General features: G+C 50.1%; 14 protein-coding genes. 5 read left to right on the top strand and 9 right to left on the bottom strand.

The genetic code is table 11. The features are described 5' to 3' along the window. Window positions 1-51 precede the first annotated feature (51 nt). Window positions 52-645, bottom strand: coding sequence for a hypothetical protein (locus ACEW9I_RS00720; protein WP_373538458.1), 594 nt, complete (start codon window positions 643-645; stop codon window positions 52-54). A 447-nt stretch (window positions 646-1,092) separates the two neighbouring features. Here ACEW9I_RS00720 and ACEW9I_RS00725 point away from each other — a divergent pair, with 447 nt between their 5' ends. The 3 genes from ACEW9I_RS00725 to ACEW9I_RS00735 all read left to right on the top strand — a co-directional run bounded on the left by ACEW9I_RS00725 (window position 1,093) and on the right by ACEW9I_RS00735 (window position 4,700). Continuing rightward, window positions 1,093-1,272, top strand: coding sequence for a hypothetical protein (locus ACEW9I_RS00725; protein ID WP_373538459.1), 180 nt, complete (start codon window positions 1,093-1,095; stop codon window positions 1,270-1,272). Window positions 1,273-1,478: 206 nt separating this feature from the next. Then, entirely contained in the window at window positions 1,479-2,894 is a 1,416-nt protein-coding gene (locus tag ACEW9I_RS00730; RefSeq protein WP_373538474.1) for a reverse transcriptase family protein, read from the top strand. Between the two features lie 228 nt (window positions 2,895-3,122). Further along, the gene (locus tag ACEW9I_RS00735; protein WP_373538460.1) at window positions 3,123-4,700 is read left to right on the top strand and encodes an ATP-binding protein; all 1,578 of its coding nucleotides are present in this window, start codon (window positions 3,123-3,125) and stop codon (window positions 4,698-4,700) included. Here ACEW9I_RS00735 and ACEW9I_RS00740 read toward each other — a convergent pair. The 6 genes from ACEW9I_RS00740 to ACEW9I_RS00765 form a co-directional block, all read right to left on the bottom strand. Then, the gene (locus tag ACEW9I_RS00740; protein ID WP_373538461.1) at window positions 4,697-4,966 is read right to left on the bottom strand and encodes a YlxR family protein; all 270 of its coding nucleotides are present in this window, start codon (window positions 4,964-4,966) and stop codon (window positions 4,697-4,699) included. The genes ACEW9I_RS00735 and ACEW9I_RS00740 overlap by 4 nt on opposite strands. Further along, on the bottom strand, window positions 4,959-5,582 hold the full coding sequence (locus tag ACEW9I_RS00745) for a retropepsin-like aspartic protease (RefSeq protein ID WP_373538462.1): 624 nt from the start codon (window positions 5,580-5,582) through the stop codon (window positions 4,959-4,961). Before ACEW9I_RS00745 ends, ACEW9I_RS00740 begins: the two co-directional genes overlap by 8 nt. Beyond that, window positions 5,579-5,809, bottom strand: coding sequence for a GNAT family N-acetyltransferase (locus ACEW9I_RS00750; RefSeq protein ID WP_373538463.1), 231 nt, complete (start codon window positions 5,807-5,809; stop codon window positions 5,579-5,581). Before ACEW9I_RS00750 ends, ACEW9I_RS00745 begins: the two co-directional genes overlap by 4 nt. 157 nt (window positions 5,810-5,966) lie before the next feature. Further along, complete coding sequence (gene nusA, locus ACEW9I_RS00755) at window positions 5,967-7,262, bottom strand: transcription termination factor NusA (RefSeq protein WP_373538464.1); 1,296 nt, start codon at window positions 7,260-7,262, stop codon at window positions 5,967-5,969. 182 nt (window positions 7,263-7,444) lie between these two features. Beyond that, a complete protein-coding gene (gene rimP / locus ACEW9I_RS00760; RefSeq protein WP_373538465.1) occupies window positions 7,445-7,903 on the bottom strand; it encodes a ribosome maturation factor RimP in 459 nt (152 codons plus the stop codon). A gap of 65 nt (window positions 7,904-7,968) precedes the next feature. Next, window positions 7,969-8,097, bottom strand: coding sequence for a hypothetical protein (locus ACEW9I_RS00765; RefSeq protein WP_373538466.1), 129 nt, complete (start codon window positions 8,095-8,097; stop codon window positions 7,969-7,971). Window positions 8,098-8,295: 198 nt separating this feature from the next. Here ACEW9I_RS00765 and ACEW9I_RS00770 point away from each other — a divergent pair, with 198 nt between their 5' ends. Beyond that, window positions 8,296-8,934, top strand: a complete 639-nt coding sequence (locus ACEW9I_RS00770) for a histidine phosphatase family protein (protein WP_373538467.1) — start codon at window positions 8,296-8,298, stop codon at window positions 8,932-8,934. Between the two features lie 206 nt (window positions 8,935-9,140). On the opposite strand, the gene ACEW9I_RS00775 is transcribed toward ACEW9I_RS00770, so the two are convergent. After that, window positions 9,141-9,977, bottom strand: a complete 837-nt coding sequence (locus ACEW9I_RS00775) for a carbohydrate ABC transporter permease (RefSeq protein WP_373538468.1) — start codon at window positions 9,975-9,977, stop codon at window positions 9,141-9,143. A 170-nt stretch (window positions 9,978-10,147) separates the two neighbouring features. Between ACEW9I_RS00775 and ACEW9I_RS00780 the strand changes: the two genes are divergently transcribed. Beyond that, the gene (locus tag ACEW9I_RS00780) at window positions 10,148-10,840 is read left to right on the top strand and encodes an aldehyde oxygenase (deformylating) (RefSeq protein ID WP_373538469.1); all 693 of its coding nucleotides are present in this window, start codon (window positions 10,148-10,150) and stop codon (window positions 10,838-10,840) included. 70 nt (window positions 10,841-10,910) lie between these two features. On the opposite strand, the gene ACEW9I_RS00785 is transcribed toward ACEW9I_RS00780, so the two are convergent. Next, the gene (locus ACEW9I_RS00785) at window positions 10,911-14,636 is read right to left on the bottom strand and encodes an AAA family ATPase (RefSeq protein WP_373538470.1); all 3,726 of its coding nucleotides are present in this window, start codon (window positions 14,634-14,636) and stop codon (window positions 10,911-10,913) included. Window positions 14,637-14,967 lie beyond the last annotated feature (331 nt).

Here is a 14,967-nt window from a genome sequence, read left to right on the forward strand (position 1 = left end):
CTTAAATTATAGTTGTAGATATTGCCACGGGTAACACTGGGGCAGAGCGTGCTAGTTGCGATCTGAGATTGAATCGAGCGCACATTGCGCGATCGCGATCGTCAATTTTGCTCGTTCTATTTCCGATAATTCTGTCCATATTAACGGTCTGACAATATTGTCGGGGTTGTCTACACCGGGATTGCACCGCATCGCATAAGCATAAGGACGTGCCATCACCAACAGATCGTCAGTCGCCCAATTTGATAGCAAATCCCGCACTGATTGGACTAGTTGTTCGACAGGTTCGAGATTGGTATTCGCCAGATTGCTGACATTGGCAGCGATTTGAGCCAGCCACTGTTGCGGGACTCTAGCTCCGAACTTGGTGGTAATTGCGGCGAGTGGGCTTGGTTCTGGCTCAGTACTAACTGGCTCCCAACAAGATTGGACACTCGTCAAAAAAGATTGAGATTGCTGTGCGATCTCGTCATCCGACCAACCATCCCAACTAAAATGCCGATCGGATTCGGTAAAGTAGTCTGCGGTGTCAGGATCGGCTGGATTCCAAGGATACTCAACTGTCGGAGCTGCGAGGAGGCAATCCATTAATTCAGCTTCAGCTTCAGCTAGGTAGTGAGATTCGGAGTGTGAGTTGAATGCCATGATGCGCTCCTTGCAGGTACAACGGGGTTCGGTAGATGAGGGATTAAATTGAAGCGATCGACCCAACAAGTTGTGGGAACTTTTGCAGATTGAAGTCGCTGTAGAGATGATTAAGCTCTGATTTCAACTACATTTTACCAATGTCTGATTCCGTAAAGCTGTAAAAGTATTCACTGCGGACGAGCAAACAATTATCAGCAATATTAAACATTTGGCGCGGCTAATCAATCCCTCGATCGAGCGATCTTCGCGCTCGATGACAAATAACTTTTACTCATGTGTTAGCTCGTTTATCAAATATATCAGCCATTTGGCTTATTTATGACCAGAATGATGCATTTAAGCGTTGGCATCAGTGTCCAATCATACCTAATTTATACTTAGTCCAGATCGGGATTGGTTAGACTTGGTAACTAATATCTACCCACACTATCTACTTTTAAGCCGATGATTTCTAATGCCAAAGCTCAAGTCGAGCGCAAATGCCCAAAATGCGGCAGTGCCGACATTGCCCGATCGCAACGAGTCGATCTTGAAGATCGGCTGTTTTCACTCATCAATCGTTATCCTTATCGCTGTCAGCAGCAACCCTGCAAGCATCGCTTTTACGCCTTCGGTCGTAATTAGTCGCCTGATGGGGATCTTACCCATCAGGTGACGAGCGAGCGTCTGCTGGACACCGTTAGAGGTCTTGGCAATTTTTCAGCCTGATGATACAATTGCTTCAGTACGCAAGTACTGAGGTATCAATTCCGAGCTGCTAGGCGATCGAGATGTGGCAATCCCGTCTGATAAATATTACTAGCGATCGCCAATTATTCAGCTACAACATCATGACCGAACAGCCCCGCACTCGTCAGGATCTCTACGATCGAATTCGCCAAACCTCGAAGGATGAATTCATCCTCGACGAGATGATTCGGCTGGGCTTCTGGGCGGCAAATGGGGAGATCCCCAACGATCCGGCAGATGAAATTCGCCGTCGTGGCGAGATCCAGCGCGAATTGGATACCCTCAGAGCCGAAAACCGTCGCCTATACGATGAGGAAGCACTCAAAAAAGCCGCCGTCAAGCTGCGGATGGCAGAGTCGCGGCGCATGCAGCAAGAAACCAAAGAGCGACGCGAACGCGAACGACAAGCCCGCGCCGCCGCTTGGAGCGCACAGCAGGAGCGCGAGATCGGCTACCTGGGGGAAGGTGTTTCGGCGGGTCTAAATTTTACCGAGTCCGATCTCGATCGCTTGCAGCAGCATCGGCTGCCCATCTTGCACACCGCCGCCGATCTGGCGATCGCGATGGGCATCACCATCGGTCAGTTGCGGTTTCTCGCCTTCTCCCGTCGGGTGGCGACAATTTCGCACTATGTGCGCTTTGAGATCCCCAAAAAGACTGGTGGTGTCCGCCAGATCTCCGCACCGTTACCACGGCTCAAGCAAGCCCAGCAATGGATTCTCGACAATATCTTGGAGCAAATCGTCCTCCATCCTGCCGCCCACGGCTTCCGGCGGGGTCGATCGATCGTTACCAACGCGCAACGCCATGTCGGCGCAGCCGTGGTCATCAATCTCGATTTGGAGAACTTTTTTCCATCGATCTCTTACCACCGCGTCAAAGGGATTTTTCGATCGCTTGGGTACTCTGAAGCCATTGCTACGATTTTGGGTTTGATTTGCACCGAGCCGGAGGTGACAGCCGTCGAGCTAGATGGCAAGACTTATTATATCGCCCAAACCGAGCGGCATTTGCCCCAAGGTGCGCCCAGTAGCCCAGCATTGACCAATTTACTCTGTAGACGACTCGATCGCCGACTCGATCGAATGGCTAGCAATCGCGGCTATACTTACACTCGCTATGCTGACGATCTGACTTTTTCGACTACTGACAGCGACAAGCTCCGCGAGATCGGCAATATCTTACAAGGTACCCACGGCATCGTCACTCATGAAGGATTGACGCTCCATCCCGCCAAAACCCGTGTCCTGAGACAGTCGCAGCAACAAGAGGTGACGGGAGTAATTGTCAATGAGAAGCTCAATGTCGATCGCGCCGCCCTCCGGCGGTTTCGCGCCACCCTCTACCAGATCGAGAAAGATGGTTTAGCTGGCAAACAATGGGGACAAGGCGCGGATCTCTTACAATCGATCGTTGGATTTGCCAACTATGTCGCGATGGTCAATCCTACTAAAGGTCGTGAATTTTTGGCGATCGTCCACCGCATTCAGAACAAGTACGCCAAGCGACGCCGATAGTCCCCACCATTCACACTTCGGCTACGCTCAGTGCAAGCCATCCACCATCCACCATCCATCTACTACCCTAAATCTCTAATTTGACATCGAGGAGTCACTAACATATAAATATCAAAAATATCAATTTATTTAATATTTGTTTAAGAATTTATGGTTAAGAATTAAATCTAGAGCTATGCTAGAAGAGTCAGCCGAGCGAGAGCGGGGTATCGATACCTCGAATAAGGCATGGAGTTTAGTCATCGATCCACAGTTGTTCATGAGGCATCAGTCGCTCCTTCCCAAATTGAGGAACTGCACTACCTTTGTTGCGAGCAGTCAGTTTTATTAGATTTGGTTACAGACGCCGTCTTCCTGTGGTCGATTCAGGGTGAAATAAAATATTGGAATCGAAGTGCCCACAAGATGTATGGATGGCCCACCGAGACAGCAATTGGCAAACAAGTAACAGACTTTCTCTACCATCTTGAAGATCCGCAATATCAAACGGCGATCGAGCAGACACTCACTCGTGGCGAATGGAGCGGAGAACTTCAGCTCCTCACTAAAGCCGGAAACAGCATCGCTGTCGCCAGTCATTGGTATCTAGTCGCCGCCACTAGCGATACCCCCCAATCGATTTTGGCGATCGATTCTGACATCACCCAGCATCAACTATTGGAACGTCAATTCCTGCACGCGCAACGACTAGAGAATCTCGGCACCCTGGCAAGTGGGATCGCCCACGACCTCAACAATATCCTCACGCCGATCGTCGCGATTACCGAGCTGCTCCCACTCAGACTCAAGAATCTAGACGAGCGCACGCACAAATTACTGACCACCCTAGCTGAAAATTCTCAGCGCGGACGGGAATTGGTCTCGCAAATTCTCGCTTTTGCCAGAAGTGGCGATAGCGAACATACACTCCTCCAACCGCGACATCTCCTCGCCGACGTATTACATATCGTCAGGCAAACTTTTCCCAGATCGATCGCAGTCAGCCTCCAAATCGAGAATAGTCACCTGTGGACGATTTCTGCCAATGCCAACCACCTCCATCAAGTGCTGATCGACTTGTGTGTCAATGCCCGCGACGCGATGCCAACTGGTGGTGAGTTGACGATTATGGCAGAAAATATCGTGCTCAGTGATGAGTATCCCAAACTCCACCCCTATACACGGGGCGGTAATTATGTCGCGATTACAGTTGCAGATACGGGCGTAGGCATCGAGCCAGAATTGATGTCCAGAATTTTTGAGCCATTTTTTACAACCAAGCCCATCGGCAAAGGTACGGGCTTGGGACTTGCCGCAGTCGAGCGGATCGTCAACAATCACCACGGATTTATCGATGTTTCCAGTCAAGTCGGCAACGGGTCACAATTTCGATTTTACTTGCCAGCGACAGCCCAAATGGCACCAGAATATATTCGATCGATCCTCCCGATACCGACAGGTAACGGCGAACTAATTGCGATCGTCGATGACGAACCTGCGATCCGCGACACCCTTGCTACCACGCTTGAATCCTATAACTATCGCAGTATTGCAGCTAGCAACTCCGAGCAAGCGATCGAATTGTACGCTCGACACCATACTGAAATTCAGACAATTTTACTAGACTGGATGATGCCTGGTAGCGATCCGACCGATACGATCGCTCGATTCCACGCGATCGATCCCAATGTCCGCGTCATTCTAATGAGTGGTTTGTCCGTGTCTGAAATTGCCGCTCAAAACTATGGTGCCACAATTAAAGCCTTCTTATCCAAACCCTTTAGCACTCAAGATTTACTCCAGACGATCGCATCCGTCTTAAACTAGGGAGCGGGAGAGTGTGGTAACAGCCCCAATTGTTGATAGATCTCCTCCCCTACTCTAGCTTTAAGCGATCGACCCAAGCGATTCTTTTTCTGGGCTACTTGCAAGCATGCAGCCGTCGGGCATAAATAAGCCGAGCGTCCCTGCACGAGTGTCTGGTCTAGCTCGATGGTAACGGTATGCGCGGGATGAGATCTTACCACTCGCCAAAACTCATTTCTCGGCGCAAGCTTGCGACAACTGACACATCGACGATAATCTTTAACCACTTTCCCCTCGCCATTCAAATTCAACCCGTTCCTCTGCTTGCACAAATTTGATATCGAATAAGTCGAAGACAATCTCTCGCCCCAATAATAACGGCGCGTTGGCGATCTCTGTTAGCAGCCAGGCTACCGGAGCTTTGAAGGTGCATCCATCGATCTTTAGATCGATAATTCTTTTAACATACTCGACTTCACCCCCAACGCCTTGTCCAACTGTAATCGGTTCTCCTTTAGATACCTCAAATCCTAACGACTCACCAACTTCCCTACTAATTAGGCTTAATTGAGCACCAGAATCTACCACCATCAGTATCTCTTCACTGCTAGTTTCGCAGGTGAGAGTGACTGGGTATAAAGGTTCCCATTCATGTCCAGCAAGACTATAGAACTTAATCCAGTAAAACTGAACATCTGCCGTCAAAGCAGGCATCCAATCAATTAAAAATGGTTCTTCCATCTTTTGGGCGTCAGCTTTAACCTGCTGATAGTCCGTTCCGGCTGCTAACAATCGTGTTGCACTATAAGCAACAAATTGACGGCGATAATTTTCCCGCAACATCCGTCGATTTCGATTGCCCCAGCGAATAATTTCTCTAGCTTGTTCTGGAGTGGCTGTCATAATTTCAGTGTGAAGTGATGACTGGTGATTTCCATCCGGTGGCGTAGATAAAAGCGGTGTGCGGCAAAGCTTTGTACGCCAGAATCTAGAGTTAATTGGTGGCAATTTTGGGTACGTGCCAAGTTTACCAGCCAATTAAATAATGCTGAACCATTACCTTGCGATCGATGATGAGAGCTACTAACTAGGTCGAGATGTCGCGATTTTACAGGAAAGAGGTTCCACAAATGAAATTCCCATTACATTCTCAACCACTTTCTGAACGTTACCAAATTTATTAGAGCTGCATAAATTGTAACTGGTGGGCAGTGCCCACCCTACTTTTTGACACTATCCTCAGCGATGTGGCGACTGCTGTAATCACCAGATCGACGATCGACTAATTTAATAATTATCCTCAGCATAGCCAGCATCTTGATAATCAGGCTGATAGCGAGACGGATAGTCTGATTCCACACGACGCTGGGATTCGACCTCAGCCATCGCCGCCACTGGATCGTATTTAGCACTATCTTTGATATCGATTTTCCAGCCAGTCAACCGCGCCGCTAGTCGGACATTTTGCCCTTCTTTGCCGATGGCGAGACTCAACTGATCTACAGGTACCAATACATGTGCCTGACGACCATCGGGATTGACCAAGCGCACCTCATCAATGCGCGCTGGACTGAGCGCGTTCGAGATATAAGTAGAAGGATCGGGCGACCAGCGAATCACATCAATTTTCTCCCCTTGCAACTCATTGACCACGACTTGAATCCGCGAACCTCTGGCACCGATACAAGCACCCACGGGGTCTACATCGCCCTCCAAGGTGTCTACAGCGATCTTGGTACGGGGGCCGACATGTCGCGAGGGTGGACTGGCTTCTCGCGCCACAGCCACGATTCTGACTAGTTCTTCTTCGATTTCGGGCACTTCATTGGCAAATAATTCGACAACCAATCCGGCGGCACCCCGCGAGACGAGGAGTTGTGGGCCGCGTTGCGAGCCTTCGCGAACTTGCTTGAGAAAGACTTTAAATGTGCGCCCGATCCGATAATTATCATTGGGTAACTGCTCTTTTTGAGGCAGTTCGGCTTCGACATCTGGCTGTCCAAAGCTACTATTTACAGATATGATCACTGACTGACGCTCGAATCTGAGGACTTTCCCCATTAGGGCTGTACCTTCAAATTGCTCGAATTCTTCTTGAATTATTTTGCGTTGCTGGTCCCGCAGTTTTTGGGCGAGAACTTGTTTGGCTTGGATGGCAGCCATCCGCCCAAAATCTTCACGCTCGGGTGTCACATCAAGGACGACCGAATCACCAATTTGGGCGAGTTCTCCTTCTGAAAGATCTACGCCCGCTGCTTGTTGGATATTTTTGACTTCATCGATCGAGATTTCCCGATCTTCATCGACAACTTCGGCGACGATCGTTTTAGTCGCAACAACTTGAAAAGCCTCTTCATCGAGGTCTAACAGGACATCAAAATTATCAAAATGATCTTCCTCAAACTCCATTCGATCGAGATGTTGAGATCTGCGATAGCGTTCGTAACCTTTGAGGAGAGCTTCTCTCAAGGCTGTCTGGACGGCAGAACTAGGGAGGTTGCGATCTTTACTGATTTCCTCGATCATATTCCGCAATTGCGGCAAACCAACATTACTTTTTTTTTGTTGTTTGGATTTTGGCATAATTTTTAATTTAATCGATTGCTAATATTTAGGTTTGAGCTAGTTTTTTAGTGTCAAGTTAGACGTTTAGGGTAGTGAGTGGATGGTGAATAGTGGATGGTGGATGGTAAATGGTGGATCGACAGGTTTTCTAGTTCTATAGTGGCAGGGAGTAGTGATGATAAATCATCGATTGCGCCGCATTATTTGTCATCTAAATAAACTTTACTGACTAATTCTCTCGGGATTTCGATCGTGCGTCCTTTTTGACTGAGATAAATTTTGGTGTCATCGCGACGAATTAATTGCCCCTGCCACTCAGTTTTGGTGTCCGAGGGTTGGTGCGTCGTCACTTGCACTGCAAAGCCGCTAAAGGCATTAAACTCGCGATCGGTGGTTAGCTCTCTACTCGTACCCGGACTCGAAACCTCTAACGCATAGGGAAAAGAGATCGTCTCACTCAGATCGAGTGCCGCATCGAGAGCGCGACTCATGCGTTCGCAGTCTTGGAGTCCGGTATCAGCAGTAGGATTGCGAATATCTACCCGCAAGCAGGGTGGGCGTTCGTGGGTGTGAAAGACAACGGCAACTACTTCTAGCCCCAATTCTGCGGCGATTGGGGTAGCGATATCGGTGATTTGGGGGACGAGGGGATGAGCCATAAATGTGGCAATAAATAGAAAGTAGTGGCTATCGGAGCAGTCCCGATCGGAATCTGGAAGATCGGCTAATTTCCATCTCGATCGTCCATACTCAGCAAGCTGATATTGTGGATAAATCCGATCGTCGCTTGCTTGGATGAACGGGTTGTCGCGATCGTTACAGCACTATGCTGTGGAGCAGTAGCAAACAACAAAAAAAGTGGGGTTCGACCCACTCCTGGTAATTTATTATTCCAAGAAGCATAGGGGCAAATTAATCACTTAACTTGCCCCTGCTTCTCATACTAACAGAGTTTTGATTCGAGAGTAAGATAGTAACCGTCAGTGCAACAGTGCAACCTTGCTTGGATTGAAACAGAGTACCTTTATCTGCCCTATCGCATCCTAACAATATGACTCTAAACCTTTACTTTCTCCGCCACGGACAGACTGCCTCCAGTCGCGGTAACTTGTTTTGTGGATCGATCGATCCAGCTCTGACTCCTGATGGTGAAGAAATGGCGGAGGTGTTCGCCAAAACCTATACCAGTACGTCGTGGGAAGCTATTTATTGCAGTCCCAAGGAACGCGCGATCTTGACAGCAGAGCCGCTAGCCAATGCCCTCAAAATGGAGTTACAACTGCGAGAGGGATTGCAGGAAATCAATTATGGTGTCTGGGAGGGCAAGGATGTCGCTACGGTCGATCGAGAGTATCATGACGACTATCTCCGCTGGTTGGCAGATCCAGGCTGGAATCCACCCACAGGCGGCGAATCAGCGATGGCAATTGCAGCGCGTGCTCTCGCCGTAGTCGAAGAAATCAGTCAAAAATATACCACTGGCAATGTTTTGGTCGTATCACATAAGGCAACGATTCGGATCCTGTTGTGCAGCCTGCTAGGTATCGATGCTGGACGATTTCGCTATCGGCTCGGGATGCCAGTCTGTAGCGTCAGCGTGGTTGAGTTTGGCGCGCATGGGCCACTACTCAAGACTTTAGCCGATCGATCGCACTTGACCGATCGATTGCGCGATCTACCTGGAACGTAGGAGTAGGCTTTAGGCTTTAGGGAGTAGAGATTAGGCTTTAGGCTTTAGGTTTTAGGGAACGAGCATCGCTCCTCCCAGGTAAAAAACCGCAAGCGGTTTTTTACCGCTCTCTACTCTCTACCCTTTACCCTCAATCCACCCCTAAAGCCTAAAACCTAAAACCTAAAACCTAATACCTAATACCTAATGCCTAATGCCTAATGCCCTCACTCCTTAATCCCCGTACTCGCCACACCTTGAATAAATTGCTTCTGTCCAAGTAAAAATAGGATGACAATCGGCACAGTGGCGATGCCGACTGCTGCCATCAGGAGTTGCCAACTATTGGTAAATTGCTCTTGAAACTCAGATAGAGCGAGTTGGACGGTACGCAATTCGGGACGGGTGGTGAAAATTAGCGGCTTGAATAAGTCATTCCATTCACCGATGAAGGTAAACAAAAACAGTGTTGTCAGTGCGGGACGCGATAGGGGGAGGATAATCCGCCACAGGATTTGGAACCGATTGGCACCATCGAGACTGGCGGCTTGTTCCAGCTCGATGGGGATGGTGAGGAAAAATTGCCGCAGCAAAAAGATGCCAAAACCACTAGCAGCAGAAGGCAAAATCAAGCTGCTGTAGGTATTGAGAAGATGCCCCCACTTGAGAATCAAAAAGATCGGAATTACCAACAATTGAAAGGGAATCACCAGCGTAGCCAAGACTAGCAATAATAACGCCTGACGACCGCGAAACTTTAGCCGCGCCAAGGCATAACCTGCTAGCGCGGATGTAAAAATCTGTGCCGCCGTGACAGCGAGGGCAACAAAAGTAGAATTGGCAAAAGCGAGGAGGAAATTGCCTTGATTCCAAGCGGCTTGATAATTGGCATAAGTAAGCTGGGTGGGCAGTTTGAAACCAGTCGCTAGTTCGCCTACCGGAGTAATAGAGGTGATAAAGACGACCGCTAATGGCACCATCATCAAGCCAGCACCACCGAGCAGGAGCAGCCACTTCAAAATCTGCCACCACCGAAAATAGCTGAGATTGGACAACTTGTACACGGTTTAGTCTCCGATCGGTTAAGATAGTGAGGTTGGGAAGTAGCAATAAAACTTTAGATTAGCTGGCAAAACGTTACAATAACTGTAGATGTTTCCCGCAACAGGTGTAGCCACCAATCGGCTGAACGTAAAATTAAATATAATTCGGACATACAGGAGAAATCGAACTTATGGTGCAGATTGCCGCCAGTTTGGAACTTAACTTTGCCAGCGAAACCTATAAGGATGCCTACAGTCGCATCAATGCGATCGTGATCGAAGGCGAACAAGAAGCCCATGAAAATTATATTACTCTGGGTGGGCTGTTGCCAGACTCGCAGGACGCTTTAGTGAAGTTATCCAAAATGGAGATGCGCCACAAAAAGGGTTTTGAAGCCTGTGCGCGAAATCTAGCAGTAACTCCAGATCTGGGTTTTGCTAAGGAGTTTTTCGCCCAGTTGCACGAGAATTTTCAGACTGCGGCAGCAGCGGGAAACATTGTGACCTGCTTGTTGATTCAATCATTAATTATTGAGTGTTTTGCGATCGCTGCTTACAATATTTATATCCCAGTAGCAGATGCTTTCGCACGCAAGATCACCGAAGGCGTGGTCAAGGATGAGTACATGCACCTCAATTTTGGCGAAGTCTGGCTGCATGACAATTTTGAGGCAGCCAAAGCCGAACTCCAAACCGCCAACCGTCAAAATCTCCCCCTCGTGTGGAAGATGCTCAACGATGTCACCAAAGATGCCAAGGTGCTGGGAATGGAAAAAGATGCATTGATTGAAGATTTCATGATTGCCTACGGCGAAGCTCTAAATAATATCGGCTTCAACACTGGCGAAATCATGCGGATGTCAGCTTATGGCTTGATGGGCTAAGCGATCGATCGACTTCGACCATTACTGCGCCACCAGCTCCCCGACTTCTTGTAGAAGTCGGGGAGCTTTGCTAATCCCGTGCCCCCAAAATTTTGAGATCCTCGATCTGCGCCTTTGTCAAGCCATCCACCCCAGCAATATTCATTCCCTCATAAGGACGCCGCGCGCGCTGCGTAGACAGGACATGCCCACCTGCGGCATCCCAGACCCGCAGCGTTTCATCCTCACTGGCACTCGCCAAAAACCGACCGCAACTACTGACCGCAACCGACCACACCCAGCTCTGGTGCCCTACTGATGTATCGGTACAAAGTCCAGTCTCCATCGACCAGACTTTGATCGTATGGTCGGAAGCTCCACTAAAGAGCCACTTACCATCAGGACTATATGCCAGGGAAAGAATCCACCCCTCATGCCCGACGAGCGTGTGACACAGCTCGCCAGTATCGATGTCCCAAAGCAAGATCTGACTATCCATCCCCCCGCTAGCGAGAATATGACCACACGGGTCAAAGGCGACAGCGATCGCCCGATTGGTATGTTGGGAGAGGATGTGAACTGGAGTCGGATCGTGGAGATTCCAGATTCTGACCGTCCGATCCTCACTGGCACTGGCGATCAGCGGGAGCTGGGGATGATAAGCTAGCCCACCAATCCGATCGGTATGTCCAGTCCGCACGTACAAACATCGCCACCGCTGAGTCTCCCAGATCCGCATCCGACAGTCACTGCCACCACTGACCAAATACTTGCCATCAGGACTATATACCAAGGCGAGAATCCCCTCATGATGCCCCCGCAGGATTTGCCTGGAGGCGCAAGTTTGAGCGTCCCAAATTCTAATCGTCCGATCGTTCCCCCCACTAGCAAAAGTCACGCCCAGCGGGTCGTAGGCGACAGCAGTAGTCGATTTGGTATGTCCGGCTAACTGCTGGAGACAAGTTGGCGGATCGAGCGACCACACGCGGATCAGGGCATCCCGACTAGCCGTAATCAGCCGCTGTCCATCGGGACTCCAGGCGATCGATCGCAACCAGTTGGTATAACCATCGATCGCCTGAAGACATTTGCCATCGCTCACTTGCCACAACCGAATCGCCCGATCCTCGCCCCCACTAGCTAGGCGATGACCATCGGGATGAAACGCCACCGACCACAACCGATCGCTATGCCCTTCCAACCGATGCAGACACTCACCATCCACCGTGCGCCAAATCCGTAGCAATCCGCCGACACCCGCACTGGCAAAGTGCGACCCATCAGGACTAAATACCGCCGACCAGATCTCACCACCATGTCCGGTCACCACCAGCCGACAAGTGTCCCGCTCTACTGGCAAATCCATCACCTCAGTGGCATCCCAGAGGCGCAAGCTGCCATCGAGACTAGCACTGACGATCGTTTTGCCATCGGGACTATAATCAACCGTTGTCACCCAGTTTTCATGCCCGCTCCAGACCCGATCGCACCTACCACTAGCCAAATCCCATACCCGCACGGTACCGTCAGCACTACCACTGACCAATTGATGACCGTGGGGGTGACAGCAGACATCCATCGACCAGTTGTGATGTCCTTCAAGCTGACGCACACAGGTACCCGTCAGTAGATCCCAATAATAAATATGGTTGTTGGCACTACCGCTAGCCAGATAGCGACCATCGGGACTAAAACTCAAGCCCAGACTGTAGATCCCCTCGCCGATCGTCTGACAGCAGGTACCACTATCGTGTAAATCCCACACGGCGATCGTCCGATCGTCGCTAGAACTTGCTAGATAGCGTCCATCTGGGCTAAATTCAATCGCCCTTACCCAGTTGGTATGTCCCACACAAGTGAGCAAACACTGACCATCATTGACACACCACAGCCGTATATCCCCGTTACTATCGCTGGCGGCGAGAGTTTGACCATCGGGACTATAAGCGATCGCCAGAATACTACTAAAAGTTTGGGTAAAAGCGCAATCGATCGTCCGTGAGTTGGTAAAATTGACGCCCACCAAGTCTGTACCGACCAGATACGCCTGTTGGATGACCAACTCCGAACAGTCCAGATCGGTCAAATCCAGCTTCAGCTCGATCAGTAAATTGAGTAAATTACCAGCCAAGTAGCCAGATTGGAGCGGATGAGTCTGTTGCCAGTTGGCGAGGATCTGCCGCAAATGCCTGCCAATTTGGGCGGGATTGCCGAGCTTCGCCCGCATTCTATCGATCGCGGGTTGGACGATCAGCCGCAATTGAGCTTGACGCAGATACTCTTTGGTATTTGCCTGCATCAGTGGGTGAGTATTGAGCACAAACGGCACCTGCCGCTCGATCTCACTACAGATCCGATCGACAAATCTCCCCGTCACATATTCCATCACCATCGGCTGTAACGACCACTGATGCTTGCCGCGATCGCTGTCCGTTAGCGTCGAGAGCATACTCCGGCGGCGGAGGGATTGCAACACACCCAGTACCGATGAGCTAGCCGCGATCGAGCGTTCGGCTGGAGCGGCACCCAAATTGTCCTGAGGCAGGCGATTCCAGTCGGCGTGTAGTCCCGCTTCCAAGTCAGCACTGGCTAGCGGTTCTCGCCCGATCGCCAGCCAGTACATCACTTGGTGCTCCTCCGTTGTCAGCCGTTCCCACTGTTGCTCTAGCAAGACGTGAATATCTGTAAATCCCAAGTTGCTCGATCGCAGATACGGAAAAATTTCACTCACATCCCCATCGGCTACTTCCGCCACCGCCGCCGCGATCAGTTGCAGGGCAAGCGGATTGCCGCCACAATACCGATTGACCTCTGCCCACTCTGGTACAGCGACGGGTTTGCACCCACGATCGGCAAAAATTCGCGCTCCTGCGGTGGCATCCAACCCTGGTAAGATCGAAGTCCTGACTTTAGCATTGACCCCTTCCAACTGACTGATTTGGGTCGGCTTTTCCCGACTGGTTAGCAATAGACAACTCTGGTGATTCATCCGCCCCAAGGTGCTAAACAAATCGCCATAGTCGGCATATCCAGCTCGATACTGACCCACCTGCACCCCCGCTTGAAAAATCGACTCGCAATTATCCAAGACGATCAGACAGCGATGTTGCTGACAAATTTCCAGGAGTAAATCGATCTGACCTGTGACCGATTTGGGGATCGGTGCTAAGTTTGCACGATCGTCAACACTGTGCTGAAGCGAATTTTGACCGAGTTGTCGCTGTTGAGAGTCAATTAACGTGCGGATCGATTCTGGGAGCAATTCTTTTAGAGGCGGGGCATTGAGCAAACTTCGCCACAAGATACAGCTAAATTGCTGCGGATCGCCCCCTGCTGACGCCTGTGAGGTGGCTTGCAGCTCCCGGACGAGTTCGATCGCCATCGTGGTTTTGCCCATGCCACCCATCCCCAAAATCGCCACCACTCGACAGCGATCGGTTACGAGCCAGTGGTGTAGTTGACTGCGTTCTAGTTCGCGCCCATAAAATGCGGGGATGTCCAGATCTACCCCCCAATCAATCTGCGACTGGGTGGACTCTGGCTCGATCGGTGCTGGCAGATCGTCGCTGTGAGCCAAGGACTCCAGTACCTGCCGAAAGTTGTTTTTGGATACCCGCGTGTTGGTGGCGATCGCCAACATCCGCCACACTTGGGCACCCACTCCTTTGATGTAGTTAAACTCGTAGCCAGCGGTTCTAGCCAGATCGCGATATGATTGCCCTTTCCAAGCTGCCCTGAATACCATTTTTTGAGGGGGACTGAGGTATTTCGGCGCAAGCAGTTCTTTGACGATCTTCTCAGCCCGATCTAGTTCCATCAATCCTTCTCCTCAGTACATCTGAGCGCGTAATACCCTTCAAGATAACCGATCGCGGGTGGTGGTGACATCTTGAGGGTATAGCTGGGGTTTGGCTCGTAGATATCTAGTACTTCATCATCGTTCCGCGATCGTGTTAGTCCTGGCTAAAGAGCGTGTCTAACTAAGTGGATGGGCGTATTTATAAATAATCTCACATCTTGCACTAGTATATAGGCACTAAATTTCCAGTGAAACTAACTCGAATGCCAGCCCCTGTGACAACAGAAATTCTCGCTGACGCTCGATTTCTAATAAAAGTAGACTCACAGCAGTCTGTGGCATTAACTGT

It is taken from the genome of Chamaesiphon sp. (assembly GCF_041738855.1).
In the GTDB taxonomy this organism is placed as follows: domain Bacteria; phylum Cyanobacteriota; class Cyanobacteriia; order Cyanobacteriales; family Chamaesiphonaceae; genus Chamaesiphon.